This window comes from Streptomyces sp. NPDC040622, assembly GCF_055593965.1.
In genome coordinates this window covers 414,244-435,087 of sequence record NZ_JBVIXD010000008.1, presented here as the reverse complement: position 1 = coordinate 435,087, position 20,844 = coordinate 414,244, and the positions used below count along the sequence as shown (strand labels likewise).

The following is a 20,844-nucleotide window of genomic DNA, read 5'->3' as shown; positions in this document are numbered from 1 at the left end:
GCAGACACGAACTGGCGGGCAGAGGTAATCGCAGGACGGTGCGGTGGTGGAGTTCCGAAGCCAGGGTTGTCACAGGACGGCGACGGGGCTGACGACCGGACCGGGTGGCCCGTAGTGATCAGGGGCCGCCGCGAGCAGGACCGCAGTACACGCACGTTGCGGCACCTGTAAGTGCAGTTCGCATCACCGGCAGTACGCAGTAGAGCAGTGCCCCCGCAGTACGCAGTCCCCTTCGGTAAGTGTTGGTCAAGAGGGAAGAACGGAGGAACGAGGCGCCATCAGGATCGCCCGGGCCGATGCGCTGAGCCCGGGTACCGCAGGACATCGACAGTGAGGTGGTCTCCGGTCAGGCAACCGCGATCCCCGCATCCCCCCGCTCCCAGGTGGGTGTGCGGAAACACAAGGCCGGCGCAGGACCAGGGTCGGCAGATGGTGTAGCAGTTCCTTCGGGGCCCGGGTGCCATTAGGCACCCGGGCCCCTCAAGCGCGTTCCACAGAGAGGTCCAATGACAGCAGGCGACTCGTTCAACCGGCTCGATGACGACGACTACCCCGCCTACACCATGGGCCGGGCCGCCGCAATGCTCGGCACCACCCAGGGCTTCCTGCGCGCCATCGGCGAAGCCCGCCTGATCACCCCGCTTCGCTCCGAGGGGGGACACCGCCGCTACTCCCGCTACCAGCTGCGCATCGCCGCCCGCGCTCGGGAACTCGTCGACCAAGGCACCGCCATCGAAGCCGCCTGTCGCATCGTCATCCTCGAAGACCAGCTCGAAGAAGCCCAGCGCCTCAACGCCGAATACCGCCGCGCGGCAGGGTCAGGCAACCAGATGGGCGGGACTTGAGAGGGCCGGGATCCGCAACTCCGTGCGGGCACCGCGCGGTTACGGTCCTTCGTCCTGAACTTCGCGCGGCCTCCCAGAAGGACGGGAAGCCACGTCTCGCGATGCCCGTAGGGGACCGCCGACCACGATCAGGGTGAGCACGGCTGCCTCGCCGACGTTCAGGAAGTCGGACAAGTAGCGCGCCGGCGCCCACCGCGGGCGCGGTCGTCCACGCCCTCCAGCGACCCGACCCCGCACCGCCGCTGGTTCGGCTTCCACAAGGTGTTCCACGCCTTCACCGTGGCGGCTTTCACGGCGTGGGGAGCGGCCTCAAGGGCATTGTCCGGGAGCGGCCCGCCCCGTCCGTGATGGTGCGGAGGCGTGGGGCAGGCCCGTACCGGTGGCTGTGCCCCACCGGGAGTCGCCGACGCCGCGCCGGTCCCGGCACATGACAGTCGCGTCGTCCTGCCTCTCGCCGGTACGGTCCATCGCCTGGCACGCGGCAAGGCCCGACCGGCACACGCCGGTCGGGCCTCGCCGCTGCTTCTGGTGCGGCTCGCGTCTTGCCCTGTCGTTCAGGCGGGTACGGGCGTGCCGAGCATGGCGGAGGCTCGCTGGAGCGGGCTGGTGGTGAGGGTGGGCGCGGCTGCCGGAAGTGTCCGGCAGGTGAAGCCGAGCTGAGCCATGGCCCGGAGGACTTCGCCCGCGCTGAAATCACGGCGGTCCTGCCGGGTGATGACCTGGCCGACCTGTTTGACGGGGTAGTGGCGGCGTCCGATGATCACGGACTGGCCGGTGACCGGTTCGGGCTTGATGCCCTTCATCGTTTCCAGCACCCCGCTCCTGGTCAGATCGAAGGGGAAGCGGGCGATGACACAGCGCATGAGACCTCACAGGAGCAACAGGAGGAAGGGGGATCAGGGGCCCGGCTCAGTGGGCGAGGGCGAGGCTGCCGTCGCCGAGGTCGCGCAGGCGGATCCGATCCGTGTACGCGGAGCCGTCACGGACAGCCGTGAGCTTTGCCCGGGTGACCAGACCGGTGCGCCGGCCGTCCGCGTCGCAGACGAGCAGATGCCCGACGCGGGCACCGGCCATCACGGACAGGGCGACCTCGACCGTCATGTCGTCCCAGACCCGCGGCCCGGCTTCCTCAACGGTGTCGGCCGGCGGCTCGTGCACCAGATCTCCGCCTATCGAGCGGGACCGCATCTGAACCAGCGTCAAAAGGTGCCTCCTGAAAAGGGTTTGTCAGCTATCCGGCCGCGAAGGTCTCTAGGCCGCGTCGGCAGCGGGCCGCCGCGGCGCGGAGGTGCGTCGCGCCGCCGAACCGGGGCGGCGACGGCCGCGTGACGCGGTGCCGCGCTTGGGGCGTTCGACCACCGGTGCGGTGATGACGACCGGGATGCCGGAGGGGGCCTGGGCGCCGGTGATGCGGTGCAGTTCCTGCTCGCCGGAGCGGACCTGCGTGATCTGCGGGCGGATACCGGCGTCCGACATGAGGCGAACCATGCCGCGGCGCTGATTGGGGGTGACCAGCGTGACGACGCTGCCGGACTCACCGGCACGGGCGGTACGACCGCCGCGGTGCAGGTAGTCCTTGTGGTCGGTCGGCGGATCGACGTTGACGACGAGGTCGAGGTTGTCGACGTGGATGCCGCGGGCGGCGACATTGGTGGCCACGAGCACGGTGACGTGTCCGGACTTGAACTGCGTCAGGGTGCGGGTGCGCTGGGGCTGGGACTTTCCGCCGTGCAGCGCGGCGGCCCGTACACCGCTGTTGAGCAGGTCCTGCGTGAGCCGGTCGACGGCGTGCTTGGTGTCCAGGAACATGATCACGCGGCCGTCGCGGGCGGCGATCTCGGTGGTGGCGGTGTGCTTGTCGGCGCCCTGGACGTGCAGTACGTGGTGCTCCATCGTCGTGACCGCACCGGCCGACGGGTCGACCGAGTGGACGACGGGATCCGTCAGGTAGCGGCGCACCAGCAGATCCACGTTGCGGTCCAGAGTGGCGGAGAAGAGCATCCGCTGTCCCTCGGGGCGCACCTGGTCCAGAAGCGCGGTGACCTGCGGCATGAACCCCATGTCCGCCATCTGGTCCGCCTCGTCGAGCACGGTGATGCCCACCTCATTCAGGCGGCAGTCGCCACGGTCGATGAGGTCCTTGAGCCGGCCCGGGGTCGCGACGACGATCTCGGTGCCGTTGCGCAGCGCCCCGGCTTGCCTGCCGAGCGACATGCCGCCCACGACGGTGGCCAGCCGAAGCTTGACGGAGCGTGCGTACGGGGTGAGCGCGTCGGTGACTTGCTGGGCGAGTTCGCGGGTGGGGACCAGGATGAGACCCAGCGGCTGGCGGGGCTCGGCGCGCTGCCCGGCGGTGCGGGCGAGCAGGGCGAGGCCGAAGGCGAGGGTCTTGCCGGAACCGGTGCGCCCGCGGCCAAGGACGTCACGGCCCGCGAGGGAGTTCGGCAGCGTCGCTCCCTGGATCGGGAAGGGGACGGCCACCCCCTGCCTGCCGAGTTCGGCCAGCAACGGCGCGGGCATGCCGAGATCGGCGAAGCCTTCCACGGCAGGCAGGGCCGGGGTGACCGTCTTGGGGAGAGCGAACTCACCCTGCGGGGCGGCGGGCCCACGGCCGTAGCCGCCGGACCGGGCCGGCCGACCGGACCTGCTCCGGTATCCGGCACCGGCATTGGCACCGCCACCGCCACCGCCATTACGGGTGCGGGCGAATCGGTCATTCGTACGTGTGCGGTTCATGCGGAACCTTCCTCGATGCGGCGCACGTCAAGGAATTCTTCCGGCGATGAGCGGCGCAGAGAATTACAAGAAATGGACCGACAGTAAAAGCGAAAGCGAATCTGGCCGGCGGATCATTCATGCGGGCACAGGCGCTGAAAATGAGTGACGCGAAGAGGGGATCCCACCCAGTGTGTCGACTGTGACCATGGGCGGATGTCGTCGCGGTCGCCCGCAGGTGGAATCACTGCGGGAAATGCCTGCAGCTGGGGCCCGCACCCCGAAGGATGCGGGCCCCAGCTGCAAAGTGCGCGTCAGTGTCAGGCGGGAACGATGTTCTCGGCCGTCGGGCCCTTCTGGCCCTGCGCGATGTCGAAGTTCACCTTCTGGCCTTCGAGCAGCTCACGGAAGCCCTGGGCGGCGATGTTCGAGTAGTGGGCGAACACGTCAGCGCCGCCACCTTCCTGCTCGATGAAGCCGAAACCCTTTTCCGCGTTGAACCACTTCACGGTGCCAGTAGCCATGTCAATCTCCTTTGGGGCAGTACAGCGGACATCCGCACTGTGCGGACGCCGTGTCGCCGCGATGATTACCCCGCCCGGAAATGACCGGTGATACAAAAGCGCCCCACCGCAGTATGCGGCCAGGAGCACTTGAAGTTTTCGGGAACCACAACTGCAACTGAAACGACAGTAGCACGCTGTGGTGGCCTGTGGGCTGAAATAATTTCGATCCGTGCATTACGCTAAGAACTCTCCCTGCCCGGATCGTTAAACCCTCACCTCGCGAACACAGACATTGGTTCGCCGGGCGCGGCGTTCCGGAAGGGCGCCGGATGCCCGTAGCCGGGTCAACCGTCTTTTTGCCGCCATGCCAGGCGGCGCGCTCACGCTGTTCGTAGTCACCTCCGTGATGGAACCCGTCCAGAGGGCGCCGCGCAGCTTCCCGCCCGCTTCCCAGAGTGGAATGTTCCGTCACTGGACGAGGAAGGCGCTGGGGCACCCTGGTGCCGTAGCCGTGACTGTGGTTGCCTCAGGGGTTCGACTGGACACGGGGGGTGTCGCATGGATGCGGCAGGGAGCATGGCGTTATCGGCCGCACAGATACTGACCGGCATGGCGGCAGGGGCGGCTACGGCGGTGGGGGCCGAAGCGGGCCGGGCGGTGGGCGACCTCGTGCGGGCGCGGCTCGGCACTTCCGAAGACGGACGTGCCGCCCTCGCCGGGATAAGCGCCGATCCGGCGGATCCACTGGCGACACAGGGACTCCAGGAGGCGATCCGGGAGGCACTGGCCGCCGATCCCGAATTCCGGGACCGCATGGCGGCAGTGCTCGCCGGTCCGCCTCCGGCCGCTGCGCCTGTGCACACCGTCACCCCCTCGTACGACGGCAGCATCGTGATCGGAAGCGGCAGCGCGGTGCGGCGCAGCCAGATCTCGCTGGGGCCGCTGACGATCACCAACACCCGCACCAACCGAGCCTCCCTCACCGGAATCGCCGCCCTCCTGCTCGCGCTGATGTCCCTGGCGGTCTACGGCGGAGTCCAGATGGTCACCGGCGGCGACTCCTCCCGACATTCCGGCGGCACATCCTCGCAACACCCCCGTGATGCGGTGCCCTCCGCGTCGGCGTCCGGTACATCCGGCGGGCGGGCCCCGGTCGTCCTTGACGCCGCGCGGGCCAAGCAGATCCTCCCGGGCCCGCCGAGCCTGCCGGACGGCTGGAACCTCGCGAGCGATTCGCCGACGACGGAGCGGTGTCGTAGCAGCCGCGTCGGTGGCCTCGGCCAAGGGGAGCGCCACGACATCTGCACGTCGGCCTCGCAGCTCGACCTGCGATCGGTGTACGACCCGGGGCAGGCTGTCAGCTTCGAAGAGGTGCAAATCGAAGTCCTGCCGTACACCAGCACCGACGCGGCGGCCGAGGGGTACCTCGGACTGAAAATGGAACAGGCCGACTTCGCCGGCGGTACGGAACCGGCGGAACTGGCACGGCCGCTCTACGGGGACGAGTCAGCGGCCGTCACGCTGACGTACACCGGCGTCACCGACGCGGTGGACAGGTCGCAGGGACGGTCGGTGGTCCGCTGCGGGACCGTAGTGGCCGCCGTCCACGTCATGAACGAGAACGGCGGCACTGTCGATCTCGGCGCGCTCAGCGCACTCACCCAGGCGGTGGCTGCCCGCGCCCAGCAGGCGCTGGACGGTGAGACTCCCACTGCCGCCGTCGAACTGTGAGGCAGGTTCCCCGCTGGATGCTTGCCCCGCTCCTCGCCGTCCCAGGGTCTCCGGCTCGACTGGCAGCACGTCCCCGGCCTCTGTGAGGCTCTGCGAGGAGGACGGGATCCCGCTGGCCTGGGCGCACCGCCGGGAGCTCGTCGAGGAACGCATCGGACTGGCCGGCCGTGCCTGCGTGAGCAGGAGGGACGGCAGACGGACCCGTTGCGGTAGGTGTCGCCCGTCCATCCATGACGTGAGCTGGTGCGGGCCCATGCGGCCCGCACCAGCAGTCAGGCGGTGGTGACTTCCTCGCGGTCAGCGTGCACCGGACGTTCGGGCGCACACGCCTCAAGGGAGTCGAAGTCCCGCGCCGTCAGTCGTTGCTGGGCGAAGCCGCGATTCAGCGGCGCCGCCGGGCCCTCGTCACGAACAACACGGTCAGAGGCCCGACCACGAGTCCGATGAGGGCGCCGATCAGAGCGACTGTGAGAGCGCTCATTTCCGGGTCTCCTATTCCATGCCGACTACTTGAGGAGCTGGGTCAGGGTCGATGTCACGGCCCCACCGGCCACACCGGCGGATCCTGCTCCGGCTGCTCCGATGGCACAGCCTCCGAGAGCGCCGACCGTCGTGCCGCCGGGGCCCGCCGCGGACCCGACGATGGCGGCCGTGACCGCGCCGCCGACGCAGCCCGTCACGGCACCGCTCACGGCACCTATCAGGGTGTCGATGCCGAGGTTCTTGAAGCTGAAGAGTCCGGTGGGGTCGATGCGGTTGACGGGGTCGCCCTCGGCGTAGAGGTAGGGGTTCTTCTCCTGGCCGGAGGGGTCGGGCTGGGTGAAGCGGCCGATGTTGGGGTCGTAGTAGCGGGCCGCGTAGTGGTAGAGGCCGGTGGGGTCCTGGTAGCCGCCTGCGAAGCGGTAGGGCTGGGGCGTCTTCTCGGTGCTCGCCGAGCGGGTGACGCCGCGGGGGCTGTAGGCGTACGAGTTGACCTTCGCGCCGGCCTCGTCCGTGACCGCGACGACGGAGCCGAGCGCGTCGGTGAGGTAGAAGTACGTCTTCCCGTCCCGGGTCATGGAGTTGAGTGTGCCCCCGGGTTCACGGTTGAAGCCGGTGTCCGTACCGGCGGTCGAGGTGGCCGACAGGCCGAGCGGGCCGTTGTGGAAATAGGTGTCGCCGAGCTTGGTCCGCTCGCTCTGGTCGGTGGAGCCGTATCGGCCGTCGTAGGTCTTGCCGCCGACCGTCAGGGACGTCAACTGGCTGTGGTCGGACCATGTTTCACCCGTGCGGACGCCCTCCGGGGTCGAGGCCGCCGCCGTCTCGTGGCCCTCCGTGTCGTAGGACCAGTTCGTGGCCGAGCCGTTCTTCGCGGTGATCTGCTGGGCGTCGTTGACCGTGTACGTCGTGCCGCGCGGGCAGCCCTTCTCCGTGCCCTGGCTGGTCAGGTTCCCGGCCAGGTCGTAGCAGTACTGCCAGGACTCGTTGAGGGCGGAGCCCTTGTTCTCCGCGGCGTAGGCGAGGCGGCCCGCACCGTCGTACTCGTATCCGGTCTTCGTGCCCGCGACCTTGTCGGCCCGCGTACGGATCTTGTCGCCGTCGGTCTTGGCGTCCGTACCGTACCCGTAGGTGTAGGCGAGGTCGACCAGAGTGCCCCTGTCGGACTTGGCGGTGATCGTCTCGGGGCGGCCGGACTTGTCGAGGCCGACGGTCTGCACGGTGCCACCGGGGTACGCGGTCTCGGTGCGCAGGTCGTTGCGGTTGTATGTGTAGGTGGTGTCCTTGCCCGACGGGTCGGTCAGCTTGTCGAGCTTGTCCACCTCGTTCCAGGTGTAGTCGGTCTTGCCTGCGGGGTCCTGGTAGTAGTCGACGTTGCCCGCGGGTGTGTAGGCCAGGAGGGTCTGGGAGCCGTCCTGCAGGGTGCGCACGGTCTCGCGCTGCAGCGGGTCGAACTGGTAGCTGATCGTGCCGGTGGAGTCGTCGCGCTGGCGCATGTTGCCGTCGCCGTCGTACCAGTAGTGGACCGTGTCGTGCGTGGTGGACACCGTCTTGACGCGGTCGAGGTTGTCGTAGGTGAAGACCTTCTTGACGCCCCGGCCATCGGTGAGGGTCTCGGTGCGGCCCAGGCTGTCGTAGGTGTAGGTGGTCGGCTTCAGCGGCCCCGGTGGGGTGGCCTTGGTGAGGTTGCCCTTGTCGTCGTAGGTGAAGGAGGTCTTCACCGTCTTGGACGCGGTCATCTTCGTCTGGGCGGTGCACCGCTGGCCCTCGAACCCGCCGCAGTCGGGAGTGGCGGGGTTGTACGTGTAGGAGACGCTGCCGCCGCCCGTGCCGGTCTGCGCGACCGACTTGGTGTTGCCCGCGGTGTCGTACGTGAAGGACGTCTTCTCGCCGTCGGCGTTCGTGGAGTCCTTGGGCACGTCGCCCCCGGCGACCGTCTGCCAGTTCGTCAGCGACTTGCCGCCGGTCGGGGACTTGACGGACTCCAGGTTGTTGCGGGTGGTGAACCCGTAGTCCGTGACGTTGCCGGGCGTGGTGCCCGTGCCCATCGCGTCCGTGGCGGTGTCGATGTTGTGGTTCGCGTCGAACTTGGTGGCACGGTCGCGCCCCAGCGCGTCGGTCACGTCGGTGACCTGACCGTCGCCGTCGTGCTTGTACTTCGTGGCGTGCCGCTCCGGGTCGGTGACCTTCGTCGTCCCCGCGGCCGTCGGCGAGGACGCGTCGTAGTCGTAGGTCCAGGTCGGGCCGGTGTGGCCGGAGCCGTTGAAGTCGGTGGCACGCAGCATGGAGGTGACGCGGTTGGCGCTGTCGTAGGTGAAGACGGTGACCCGGCCCTCATGGGTCGTGATCTTCTCCAGGCGGCGCGAGGAGTCGTAGCCGAACGTCGTCTTCTTGCCCTCGGCGTCCGTGGTCCGGTGTACGTTGCCCGCGCCGTCCAGGTCGAAGACGGCGGTGCGGCCGGCGTTGTCCTTGGCCTGCCACTGGGAGGCGTCCGTCTTGACCAGGTCGATCCAGCGGCCGGAGCGTGTCTCGGTCAGTTTGAAACCCTTGTGCTCGCCGCCCTCGTCGTGCTGGGTGACGGTGATGGCGCCCTTGTTCTTGTCCGTGACCCTGGTCAGCGTGCCGTTGCCGTCGTAGGTGTCCTTGACCGACGACTTCCAGTCGGTGACCGTGTAGGTCCCGTCGGCGTTCTTCTTCAGCTCCTTGGAGTACCCCTTGGGGGAGGTGAAGGCGCCGTCCGTCTTCTTGGTGAAGCGCAGTGAGTCACCGGATGCGTCGTACAGCACCACCTCGTCGTCCAGGACCTGGAGGTAGCGCTCGTACTGCTGCCACCACCGCTGGGAGACCTTTCCCCACGGTGCGTCCAGGGAGTTGTACGTGCGCGCCAGTGTCAGCTTCTGGCCGGCGCCGGCGATGGAGAAGTCCGTCGCCGTCAGCATCAGGTTGCCGGTCGAGTAGTCGATCCGCGCGGTCAGCGCGTCCGTGATCGCGAAGTTGGTGATCCGGTGCCAGGGAACGTCGCCCTGGCCCTCGGGTACGTACGGTGAGGCAGCCCGCGCCGACCGCTTGGCCCCGGTGCTCTCGGCCCGGTCTTTCTGCTCGGCCCGCCACTTGGCGACCTCGTCGGACGGCTTGGCCTCGGCCTCTGGCGCGGCGGGCTCGTTCGCGCCGACCTTCACCTCGGGCATCGTGAACGACGGGGCGTCCTTGCCCCACGCGGAGCCCGGTTCGTCGGCGGCCAGGGCGCCCGCCGCGGGCAGCAGGGACAACGTCAGGGCGCTGGTGGCCACGACAGCCGCCGTGGCCAGGCCGGTTCTCTTGCGGGCACGCGAAACACGCGCACCAGAGGTGCGTTGCATCAAGGCTTCCCCCCACAGGAAGACGCATCCCGTGAACCCCAGTGGTCACGAGGCGCACACAATTTTTCACGCGACGGTCACGGACGGGCCGCGGTGCCCCCGAACGCATATGCCATACGGCCCGGAATCAGCCCCTCCTCAACGGGGGAGCAAGGAGGACTTACCCGACACGAAGGGTGAGTTCGTGGGGGTTGTTGCGCTCAGCGGAACGGTATGTGCCGCCAGAGTGACCGAAAGGATTCGATACGTGATCCAACGGGGCCGTCCTGAAGGCCTCTTCCGCTATTTCCAGCCAGGTCTGAACCAATGCGAAGTCTGGGTTCCGCACGGCCTGTACCCATTTGACCGGCATCTTGCCCGGCTATGTGTGGGTTTCCTGAATGGCACAAAGGCCCGTATGTCACTCACGTGATCGTGGGCAACTGTGAACACACCCCCCACTCCTGCCTTGTCACCCTGATCGGCCGAAGACCGCCTCGGCCGCCCGAGCGCCAGGAGTTCCACGGTGCCCACGACCCGAGCCGACGCAGCAGCCCGCCACGCCGGGAGGCTGCTGTGCCTGCACCTCGCCCTCGCCATGAGCGTCACGGCGGTGTACGCCGTGTTCACCGTCAGCGACCACCGTGGTGCGCTGTACCTGTTTTGGGCCGCCCTGCCCCTCAGCGCCGGGGCCTGGTTCCTCGCCCGGTTCCACCAGAAACGGGTGCGGCACGAGGAACGCGGCCGCCACGTGGGCCACCCGGCAGACTGGGAATCCGCCGCCTGACCGGCCCTGACAAAGCTGATGTTCCCGCCGGACACGCAGACGACGGTAGGTGGCGTGATCCTGGCCGCGGTCGGCCAGAAGGACGTCCGGCCGTCGGCACGGTATTCCGGCGCGGCCCGCGACGGCCGGGATCTCGTCGGGCAACGGCAGGACCGGAGTCACCGGTCCGGCACGCCGGCCTCGATCCAGACGGCCGGGCGTCTCCAGCAAGTCATCCCGGTCCGTTGCTCGGCCGAGGTTCACGAGCTTTCGGCTCGTGAACCTCGGGCTGAGCGCAGTAGCCGAGGAGCAGGAACACGTCACAGATTCGCTCCGGGGCGTCGGTGAACCCGAACGTGCCGATCCGTGTCGGTCGGCCCGGAGTCAGGGGGGAGAGGGAAGGGATCGAGGGCAGGTCCACCTCGCCGAGGAACAGTCCCGGCCAGGCGCTGCCGGCGACACAGTGCACCGGCACCCGTTCGCAGGCACAAGGACCGGGACAGGTGTGCGCTCCGGGCAGGAACGCCAGCTCGATGCCGGAGCCCGGCTCGGCACCCGGTGCCTCGAGGAGGACGCGGACCCGGTCGACGTGGGTGACCTGACGGCCCGGTACGAGCGGGAACATCGCCGGTGACACGTCGAGGTCCAGCCTCCGGTGCCCCGTGGTGCGCCTGGACAGCCCCGCCCACGCGTCGGGCAGGTCGCGCCTGACGTCCAGCATCCGCTGCCCGTCGCCGGGCAGCCGGCAGCGTGCCGCCTCGGTGGCTGCCCGACGCAGCGTCTCACCGCCCTCCCGGGCCGTGTAGTTGAGGTGCAGGATCACATCGGAGAGCGAGTCGAAGTCGAACGCGTTGGTCTCCGGGGGCAGTTCGATCCGCCACCGGCTGACCGCACCCGCGTACTCGAAAGGCAGGTAGCGATTGTCGCGGAAGTTCAGCTCGAACAGTCCCGCGTCGTTCTGGCCCATCGAGGTCGCGATCGCCTCGGTCGCCGCGTACGCGCGCACCCCGCGGGGGTCGGCGGGCCGCAACGTGTAGCGGTCGTCCGGGGGCGGGCAGCACCGGCAGGGCTCGCCCGGCCCGTCACATCCGCACCGGCACCCCGTCTCGCAGCCCGGACGGCAGCAACCGAGCGGCACCGGTGCCGGGCGGGGATCGACACGAGTGGCGCTGCTCAGCAGCGTCAACCGGCAGTGGACCCCCGCGTAGGGGCCGCTCACGCAGGGAACGGTGAGCGTGACGTTCTTGATGCGGCGCATGTACTGCCCGGGGTAGTCCAGGTCGAACAGCCACTCCGGGATCTCGAACTCGGCGTGACCGCCCGCCCGCAGCCCGAGGTACGCCTCGGGGAAGTCGACCCGCAGCGACAGGTGCTTGGTGAGTTCGTACTCGCGGCGGTCCTCCTCCAGATAGGCGTGGTCCATCCGGCGCACGGACAGCGCCAGTCGCTCGCCCGCGAGCAGCCCCTCGCGCAGGTCCTCCCACGCGCCGCGTTCGACGAACGACCGCGTGCTGTCGCCACGTTCGCGCCGGAAGGCGCGCTGGGCGCGGCAGGCAGCCCGCTCCGCCAACTCGAACATCCGGTAGTAGAGGGCCGCCGTCTCACGCTGAAGGTGGAGGTAGAGCTCGTGGCTGGTGAACTTGTCGCGCAGGAAGTCCTGGACCGCGGCGGAGTGCTCGATCTGCCGCTGCGCCGCGTCGAGTTCGCGCCGCGCCACGTCCCGCCTGCGTTCCGCCGCCAGGACCTGCCGTTCGATCTGCTCGATCTCGATACTCGTCACGGTGACCTGGTGACGCCATTCGTCGAGTCGACGCTCCCAACCCGCCTGGGTGAGGCTGAGGTTGGCGCCGCTGGTGGAGATCTCCCCGACCGCGTTCAGGATCCGGGCGGCGGTGCTGAACCCGGCGGCCAGCTTGTTGCCCAGCGGCAGCTGGTTGAACTGAAGAGGGGTACCGGCGATCCCGGCGACGCCGATCCAGAAGTCGGGGACCATCCCGATGCCCTGGGCGATGGCTTCGGACACGTTGCCCGCGGCACGAGAGGCCATCGAGACCTCCGACAGCGACTCGTAGCCGATCTCTCCGCCGATCAGCCCGCCCGTGATGAGCCCCTCGTGGTACCGCAGCCGGGCCTGCGCGCCCTCCTTGGTCTTGCCGAGCGCCTGCACCTGCCAGTCGGCCTCCCGCCAGGCGTACTGCCGGTCCACGACGGCGAGTTCGAGGAGCTGGCGCTCCTGGGTGGCGCGCAGCGCCGAGAGGTGTTCCGCGTCGCCCTTCTCGTACGCGGCGAGCAGCGCTCCGCCGAGCCCGCGCACCTCTCCGACGAATTCCGTCGCCTTGGCGATCAGGACCTCGAAGCGGTACGTGTCACCCACGCTCCCGGGGCCGTCGTCGCACGCCCCGCAGGCACAAGCGTCCCCGGCCGCGGTGAACCGGCCATCGCGCCGGGGGTCGTCACCGAAGTAGGACAGGTCGGTGCCGGGTGTGCCGCCGCGCCGGCGCGTGGGACCCACACTCGCGTGGAGCAGGGCGAGCCGGTCCGCGAGGCGGTCGTGCAGTGACAGCAACCGCGGGTTGAGGCGGCCCGGTGCGGCGACGAACGAGGCGACCGTGCGCGGGGCGGCGTCGTCCACGGCCCGGATCGTGGTGGGGCGCCGGCCCAGGACGTGGGCGGCGGTGCCGTAGACGACCCCGGCGCGCCGCAGGGATTCGGGATCATTGCGGTCGAACAGCCGGTCTCCCCAGGCCAGGGTGGTCTCCAGCCAGCGCAGCAGGACGGCACGTTCGCGCGCCCGGTCGTCGTCGGCGGCGATGGTCGGGCAGCAGGGCGCGGCAGGGGCGGCCGGGCGGACCGAGTCGCCGGACTGCGGCCGGTGCCGGGTGCACCGCGTCCAGACGTTGTCGCTGACGAGCGGTGCTCGGACCAGCTCGTACCACTTCAGCGCGGCCTCGAAGCGGCAGTGCGCCTCCAGCGTCCCGCCGACGGTCAGGGCCACGGAGAAGGGGGACAGCGGCTCGACCGGTGCGCCGGAGCACACGTACGCGAAGTACGGGTAGGCGGTCAGTCCGCCCGGGAAGGCGTCGGATGCGGGGGCGGGCGGCGGCGCGACCAGAGGCAGGGCGACGGCTGAGTCGGTGGCCAGGTCGTAGCGGAAGCCCGGGGGCGTGGGATCGAGGTGGCCGGTGGGTGCGTCGGCGCCGGTGACCTCGAAGCGCAGCGAGTCGGCCGTACGTCCCTGGAACGCCAGTTGCGCGGAGGGGCCCGGCACGGCCACGGCCTGTGCGGAACGGCGCGGTGGCTGGAAGGCGCCTCGGTGGACCCGGGTCCAGTACAGGTGGACGACGGGGGCGGGCGGCCAGTGCAGGAGGGCGGGGAGCCGCTCGGGGTCGTGCCAGCCGGACGTCTCGTCGGCGTCCTGGACGACGGGGCGGTACTCGACCGCGTCCTCGATCCAGAAGTAGAACTCGTCGACGAGCGGTTCGTGGGTGTCGCCGCACGCACGGCAGCAGGCATCCGCGCCCCCGGGGCGGCTGCCCTCAGGGCGGGCGGTGGCCGGCGGGACTCCGGCCGCCGCGACCCGTACGAAGCGGGTGCCGGGGCGGATGGCGGCCTGGATCCACAGGGGGAGGCGTGTGTGTTCGGCGTCCGCGGGCTCGTGTGCCGGGGCGGCGGTCGGCTCGGCAGCATCGTCCGGGGGAGTGAGTTCAGCTTCCCCCGAGCCCGATGCGGACGGCTCGCGGGCCTTGAGGTCCGGCCCCGGCAGCACGGCGGAGACACCGGTGGGCGCGAGCCAGGCCGGGCGGGCGGCGGCCTCCGGCGTGCCCAGCAGGTCGAGCCCCTCCGGCAGCGGCCCCGGCGTGAGCATCCGCAGGGTCGAGGGCACCGCCTGTTGGAGCGGGGCGAGCGCGGGATGATCCGGCGGCCGGGTGCCGGGCCACCAGTCGAGCCCGCCGGGCACCGCGACGGTGAGTTTCGCGCCGCGCAGCTCGGACTCCAGGAACGCGAACGCCTCGACCCGGCGGGCCCGGCGCAGTTCGTCCCACTCGATCCAGTTCTCCCGGTGCAGGTCCCGTTCCGTGCAGCGCCGCCAGCCGTGGAGGGTGGCGAACCGGGCGTCCCAGAGCGCGGCGAGCTCCGCGGCGACGGTGAAGCCCGGCTCCAGACCCAGGCGGGCACGCTGGACGAACGCCTGTACGCAGCTGACCGCGTCCTCGATGCGGCTGGCTCGCTCGCCCGTCCCTGCCTCGACGTCCTGCAGCAGGAGGTCGCTCAGGTCCTGGGCCCGGGTCGCGAAGCCGCCCCCGTGCGGCAGGGCGACCCGGTTCATGCCCGTCAGCCAGGCCACGAGCGCGTCGCGGGCCCGGACCCGCAACCCGTCGTTGAGCAGGCGCACATCGTCGTAACGGCGTGGCCGACCGTTCTCGAAGCTGCCGTCGCGGACGAACGCCGTGAGGTTCTCGTTGCCCGCGTCGGGCCCCTGCGCGGGGTTGTCGGCGGCCCAGCGATGCGGCCGGGCCTCCTCGATCCGGCGGGGGCGGAAGCGCCGTACCAGGGCGTCGAGGCGGACTTCGGCCCGCCAGACCCGCACCGCCCAGATCTCCGACTCCAGGTCCTCGGTGCGCACGCTGTAGTCGTCGGGCAGGGCGAAGTAGGTGAGTACCTGCGCGGCATGGCCGACGTCGATGCCGAGGTGGCGTACGAGCTGCGCCGGGTCGTCGGGCTGGCGCTGGACCGCGGCGTGGAACAGCCGCCAGGCGGGCCGCTCGCGGGCCGCCCGGGTCTCCGCGCGCAGCGCCGCGTAGTCGAACAGCCGCTCCCACAGGTCGAAGAGCGCGGCCTGCCGGCGCGCGCTCGGCGCGCCGCGCGCGTCGCGCACGGGGGGCGGCGCGCGGAAGGGGTCGTCGACCGGCAGCAGGTCCACGTCGAACCAGGCGTGGTGGGTGCCGAAGGCGTCCGGCCCCGTCCGGGGGTGTGAGGTGCCGCGGAAGGCGTCCGGATGATCGAGGAGGTGGCCGAGTTCGGACTGCGGATCGCCGGGCAGCGGTGTGGCGGACAGCCCGAAGCGGTGGGCCAGCAGAACGGACTTGAAGGCCCGTTGATAGGTGCGCCGGATGTCGCGCAGGCTGCCGGTGTAGCGGTCGCGCAGGAACGCCGCGGCGGTGCCGGGCACCTCGACACCCTCCCCGAGGGGTGCGTCGACCTGGTCGCGGTAGAGGCGGTGGCGGGGCACCTCGACCAGACGGTCCTCGGTGTCGGGGCCGGCGTACTTGACCTGGAATCCGGTGTGCCGGGGGCGGACGCTGCCCTCCTCGGTGAACGTCGGCTCGTCGTGGGTCAGTTCGAGGGTGATGTCGTACGCGCCACGGCGCAGTTCGACGGGCCCCGAGTGGTGGTCGGGGGCGTCCTCGCCGGGTCGGCCCCGGTTGAGCAGCTGCCAGGTCTTCTGACGGCGGGCCAGGGTGAGGCGCCAGCTGTGGTCGGGGCAGTGCTCGTGGTCGGGATCCTCGCCCTCGGGGGTCGGTGCTCCGGCACGGAACTCGTACCGCCCGGACTCCTCGACCAGCAGCGTTCCCCGCCAGACGACGGTGAACGGCTGTGCGCCGAAGAGCGGTTCGCCATCGGTGTTGCGCAGCGCGAAGCCGTTGCGCACGGCGACGGAGCGCAGCTGTGTGGGGGTGAGAGTGAGGCCGAGGGAGGGGATGACGGTGGTCACCGGCGCGTTCCACTCGTCCCGGCCCGTGCCGAACGCGGTGAGCGGACCCCGGAGCTCGCGCCACGCGGGATCGGCGTCGGCCGTGGAGAACTCGCCGGGCAGTCCCGTGCCGGTCAGTGCGAGCAGCGCCGCGAAAGCGCCGCCTGTGGGAGCGGTGGGCCAGGTGAGTCCGGGCGGCAGGCCCTGGTCGTCCTCCCACGATGTGAGACCGGCGTTCTCGTCGCCGTGCAGCGACCGCAGCAGCCGCCACGCCTCGGCGGCGCCGACCGGCTCCCCGCCTTGGCCGGCGGCTTCGCGGACGTGCCGCGCCAGATGCTCGGCGATGAGTTCGCAGCGCCGGTAGAAGCGCGCGAACTCGCCACGCACGAAGGCGAACCGCTCCTCCTCGTCGGGTTCGGCGCGCAGTCGGTCCACCGCGGTCCGGAAATCGCCGAAGAACAGCGCGAAGGGGACCAGCAGTGCCCCCGGCGCGTGCTGGAGGCAGAGAACGGCCTCCTGCTCCTGCGGGTTGAGCCCGCGGATGGTGCTGAGCTTCTCCGCGACCTCGCCGTCGCCGACGGGCAGCCGTGTCCACAGGGACTCCGTGGCGGTGTCGTAGCGCAGCGGCCCGTTCGGCGGGGTGTTCCACATGGCGGCGTTGGTCGCGGCTGCCGGAAGGGGGACCGCGAAGCGGCGGCGCGCGGCGGGAACAGGTGAGCCCTCACGTTCGAGGACGGAGGGGAAGAAGTGCTCGCCGATCGCCGTGAGCGCGTCGTCCGGGGCGGTGGGGTGATAGCCGAAGCGGTCGGCGAGGGCCGCGGTGATGGCGGACCAGGTCCAGGGGCCCGGATGGTCCTCCGCGTCGAGCAGGGTCCGTCGTAGCGCCCACAACCCGTGCCTGTCCTCGTCGTCCGGCAGGCCGAGGGGGTTGTCCAGGGCCTCGTTGGAGGTCTGCAGAGCGAAGGGATCGTCGCCCGCGAGATGGGTGTCGGAGAAGAGGAACAGCACTTCGCCGACGGTGAAGTCGGAGAGGTGGACCTTCAGCAGGGTCTCGGCGAAACGGAGGGTGCCGGTCGGGCGGGCGTGCCAGGTGTCGGTGCTGACGTCCGGGGAGAAGCCGGCCAGCACCGACAGCGGGTCGAGGTTGCGGGCCAGCACCTTGACCAACTCCGGCCTGCGTCCCAGTTCCGGGCGCTGCCGTTCGGCCACCTGGTCCACGGCGTGCAGCAGGGCGCCGACCGCCCAGGCCCAGTGCCGTGCCCCGGGTCCCTCCCACAGGGCGAGCAGATGGGTTCGGTCGGCGCCGCTCGCCCCGTCGTCGGGAGCGGCCCCGGGATCGTACAGCGGCAGGCAGAGCAGTTCGCGCAGCAGCAGGAAGGAGGAGAGCTGCCGGACGAAGTCGGGGTTGACCTTGCCCTTGTCGCCGCACAGGCCGAGCACGGCGGCGGTGTCTGCGAGCTCGGTGAAGGTGAGGGCGCCGCACGGCACGGTGCGCAGGCGCCGCCACAGCCGTACGAAGACGGCGAGGCGGCGCAGCGCGTCCTTGGTGTGCGCCATGCCGTTGCCGCCGGGGCGGCCGAAGTCGATGACCAGGTCGTCGGGACAGCACGGTGCGCAGTCGGGGAATCCGCGCCGTCCGCCGTCGTCGCCCCGCGTCTCGTCGTGGTGCGGGCCGGCGCGGTGGAAGGAGACGTAGCGGGAGCGCCACAGGTCGAGGAACTCGCAGTAGCTCAGCCCGGTCCTGTCGAGGAACTCCGGGACCTCGCGCACGACGTCCGTCCAGTGCCGCCCGTCGATGCGCTCCTCGGCGAATCCGTACACCTCGCGCAGCCGCGGCCTGCCCTTGGTCCCCCGGTCGGCCAGATCCTGACGGTAGAGCAGGTCGTACTCCTCGGGTGAGATGCCGAGGTGTTCGAGTGCGGCTTCCAGGCGCAGCGGATAGCGCCACTGGTGGCGGCGGAAGCCGTCCGGTTCGTGGGCGGCGTCGAGCGCGAACTCGGTGATGTCCTTGCGGAAGTGACGCATCGTCGTCAGGCGCGTGGTGCCCAGCGCGCCGAGGTAGGAGCGGTTGACGTCGAGCGGCTGGTGGTACGGCAGCCGGGGGTCCGTGAAGTCGGAGCGCAGCCGGTCGTAGGCGGCCGGCTCGGCCACCGGGGTCGCGGGCGAGGAGTGTTCGGGGACCACGGCGAAGAGTGTCGCGGGGTCGTGCGCGTCCGGGTCCGGCTCGTCGGCCGTCTCCTGGGTGCCCGCACCGTGCGGGAGGAGCCGGTGGCTGTGCAAGGTGTGTCCGGCGGTGTCGAGGACGGCGCCGCCCTCCGCGCCCGGCACTCCGGCCGCCAGCTGCTCCAGGCTCTCGTTGACCAGGTCGAGCACGGGCAGTGGTGTCAACGCGGCGGCGGTGGCACGCAGTTCGCCGAGCGGGCCGCGACGGTCGGACATCAGGGCTCCGAGGCGCCCCGGGTCCTCGGGAAGCAGCGGTCGCTCGCAGGTCGAGGCGGCCGAGACCTGAAGGAGTTCGTGCAGGTACGCCACCGCGCCGAGCGGCGACAGGTGTTCTGGTGGCTCGCAGTCCACGAGCGAGCCGTCCGGGTTGACGGGCCGGAACGGCCCGGGGTCCGCGCCGGCCGGCTCCGCGGTGCTCCGCGACCTGGCGTGGATCGCCGCCGCGTACGGATGGGCGACGGTACCCGTCAGGGCGTACTGGAAGTCGGCCGCGGTGAGCGCCGCGGCCTGGGCGGCACCGGTGAACCCCCGGGCGTACAGCGCCTCCACGAGCGAGAAGCGCAGCTCCCCGGCGCCGATGTCGGTGAGCCGCCACAGGGAACCGACGGCCTCGACCGCGTCGGTCAGCCAGGACTGGGCGGCCGTGTCGCCGGGGAAGACGTCGGCCGACGCCGCGTGGACGGCGTCCGGGACGGGGGAGGCGTCGAAGGAGAAGGTGGTGCCGCCCGCGTGGCCGGGGTAGGCGGCGACGAACGCGGCGAAGGCGTCGGTCACGGACACCGGCAGACGCGGGGGCGCACCGAGGGTGGGCTGTTGCCCCGACGGTGACGGGGACGTCAGGGCGAAGAATGTCCGCAGGTGCCGGAGGAACGCCTCGGTGCGCTCGGCCGGGGTCCCTGGCCGGGTGAACGGCGGCAACAGGGCGGTGCGGGGTGCCGGCCCCGGTGGTGGCGGCGGGCCGAGGAACAGGTCACGCCACTGCTGCTCGGTCAGGGCGACGAGGGCGGCCACGGTGGACACCTGGTGCGGCAGGCCCTTGACCGCCGCGATGAGGGGGGTGTGGTTGCCGGTGAGGGAGGCGAGCACCACCTCCAGGTAGGGGGCCGGAAGGGCCGCGGTCTCCGGTACCCAGAAGTCGGCCCGGATCGTGGGGGTCGGACCGGTGTGGGCGAGCCAGTCGGCCACGAGGGAGTCGAACGGAGCGGCGAGGGGCAGCTCCGTCATCGTGCCGGGCGGAGTGCCGAGCGCACGCAGCCGCCGCGCGGCCTGGGCCGCCGTGACAGGGGCGCCACCGGTGACGGTGAAGGGGGTGGCGGGCAGGGCGAGGACCAACGCGTCCACGGCGGTGGCCAGTTCGGTGAGGGTGTGGCTCTCCAGGGCGAGGCGTGCCATGTCGTAGCGCTGTTCCGGACCGACTTGGGCGGGCACGGTCGCGGACAGTGCGTAGAACACGGCCGCCGGGACGACGAAGGACGGGGTGAGACCGCCGTCCTTCGTGAACGCCACGGCGGCGGAGCGCTCCGCCGCAGGAACGGTGGCGCCCGGGACGATCAGTGGTACGTCGATCCAGGCGCGTGACGCCGCGACGCTCAGCCGTTCCTGGGCGACCGCCGCGGATGCGGCATGGACGAATCCGCTCAGGCGCAGGGCCTCGGCCTCGTGGGTGCCGTAGTAGCCGCTCTGCTCGGCCTCGAAGCGGGGCCGGGCCTTCTCCAGGTCCTCGTCGTCCACGGCGGGATCGACGGGCGGCTGGGTGTAAAGGGCGCCGAACGGGTCCTGGCCGAGGGTGGGATCGGGCTGGGGCGGCGGGAAGGCGGTGCGGTTCCACACGATCTCCGACGCCACATACCTGCTCTCCGCAGGGGTGAGCGGGCCGCGGGTGAGCAGGCTGCCCCGGGGCGGCCCGGGGTCGTCGCCGAGGACCAGGTCGATCGCCCGGACCAGTGGGGCGAACGGTGGTGGCGAGCCGTCCGGGGGGAGGTCGACGTGGGCGATGTCCCCCGCGACACCGGCACCGGTCGCGGACAGCGGCACGAAGGCGCTCGGGCCCATGCCGAAGTAGGTCTTCTGGTTGGTGGGGAGCGAACCGACCGTGGTGGTGCGGATGTTGAAGTCCAGGTGGCGGACCGCGACGGACGACTGCGAGCCGGTGGTCACCTCCAGCCGGATGTCGTAAGCGGTCGGGCCGGGGTACTCGGTGTGCCCGGCCGGCGGTGCGGCGACCACCACGGCGGTGGCGACGGATTCCAGGTGGCGGGTCTTGAGCCCGGTGACCGGGTCGACGAGGTCGATGTAGTGCTGGAGCAGTGACGTCGACGTGATGGCGACGCTGTCGTTGGTGGCGCCCGGCAGGTGGGGGTCGGCCAGACCTGACGCGGTGCCGAGCAGCGCGCCCCCGACGCTGTCGGCGAACGACAGGTCGTACGCCTTGACCGTCAGGCCCGTGAGCACCGCGGTGAAGTCACCCGCTGCCATCGGCTTGGTCGGGTGGAGCCGCAGGATGATCAGGTCGGCCATGGTTTCCCCCTTGAGCGCCGTCGGCAGTGGACGC

9 protein-coding genes and 1 pseudogene are annotated in these 20,844 nt (G+C 70.8%); 4 read left to right on the top strand and 6 right to left on the bottom strand.

Going from position 1 to position 20,844, the window contains the following annotated elements; genetic code table 11:
- Nucleotides 1-506 precede the first annotated feature (506 nt).
- Both ACZ592_RS25095 and ACZ592_RS25090 read left to right on the top strand, forming a co-directional pair.
- Nucleotides 507-845, top strand: a complete 339-nt coding sequence (locus ACZ592_RS25095; protein ID WP_471583860.1) for a MerR family transcriptional regulator — start codon at nucleotides 507-509, stop codon at nucleotides 843-845.
- A 191-nt stretch (nucleotides 846-1,036) separates the two neighbouring features.
- Nucleotides 1,037-1,193 (top strand): annotated as a pseudogene (locus ACZ592_RS25090) (hemolysin III family protein); the annotation flags it as partial.
- A gap of 206 nt (nucleotides 1,194-1,399) precedes the next feature.
- Here the strand turns inward: ACZ592_RS25090 and ACZ592_RS25085 are convergent.
- From ACZ592_RS25085 to ACZ592_RS25070, 4 genes are all read right to left on the bottom strand, one after another.
- Entirely contained in the window at nucleotides 1,400-1,708 is a 309-nt protein-coding gene (locus tag ACZ592_RS25085; protein WP_471583859.1) for an SCO5918 family protein, read from the bottom strand.
- A gap of 46 nt (nucleotides 1,709-1,754) precedes the next feature.
- Nucleotides 1,755-2,003, bottom strand: coding sequence for a CBS domain-containing protein (locus ACZ592_RS25080; RefSeq protein ID WP_471583858.1), 249 nt, complete (start codon nucleotides 2,001-2,003; stop codon nucleotides 1,755-1,757).
- A 93-nt stretch (nucleotides 2,004-2,096) separates the two neighbouring features.
- On the bottom strand, nucleotides 2,097-3,581 hold the full coding sequence (locus tag ACZ592_RS25075) for a DEAD/DEAH box helicase (RefSeq protein ID WP_471583857.1): 1,485 nt from the start codon (nucleotides 3,579-3,581) through the stop codon (nucleotides 2,097-2,099).
- A gap of 299 nt (nucleotides 3,582-3,880) precedes the next feature.
- Nucleotides 3,881-4,084, bottom strand: a complete 204-nt coding sequence (locus tag ACZ592_RS25070) for a cold-shock protein (RefSeq protein ID WP_037861485.1) — start codon at nucleotides 4,082-4,084, stop codon at nucleotides 3,881-3,883.
- Nucleotides 4,085-4,642: 558 nt separating this feature from the next.
- Between ACZ592_RS25070 and ACZ592_RS25065 the strand changes: the two genes are divergently transcribed.
- Nucleotides 4,643-5,797, top strand: coding sequence for a hypothetical protein (locus tag ACZ592_RS25065; RefSeq protein WP_471583856.1), 1,155 nt, complete (start codon nucleotides 4,643-4,645; stop codon nucleotides 5,795-5,797).
- Nucleotides 5,798-6,303: 506 nt separating this feature from the next.
- On the opposite strand, the gene ACZ592_RS25060 is transcribed toward ACZ592_RS25065, so the two are convergent.
- Complete coding sequence (locus ACZ592_RS25060; protein ID WP_471583855.1) at nucleotides 6,304-9,564, bottom strand: RHS repeat-associated core domain-containing protein; 3,261 nt, start codon at nucleotides 9,562-9,564, stop codon at nucleotides 6,304-6,306.
- A gap of 574 nt (nucleotides 9,565-10,138) precedes the next feature.
- Between ACZ592_RS25060 and ACZ592_RS25055 the strand changes: the two genes are divergently transcribed.
- Complete coding sequence (locus ACZ592_RS25055; protein ID WP_471583854.1) at nucleotides 10,139-10,399, top strand: hypothetical protein; 261 nt, start codon at nucleotides 10,139-10,141, stop codon at nucleotides 10,397-10,399.
- Between the two features lie 211 nt (nucleotides 10,400-10,610).
- On the opposite strand, the gene ACZ592_RS25050 is transcribed toward ACZ592_RS25055, so the two are convergent.
- Nucleotides 10,611-20,810 (bottom strand): Tc toxin subunit A-related protein, encoded by a 10,200-nt coding sequence (locus ACZ592_RS25050; protein WP_471583853.1) that lies wholly within the window; start codon nucleotides 20,808-20,810, stop codon nucleotides 10,611-10,613.
- Nucleotides 20,811-20,844: the final 34 nt, after the last annotated feature.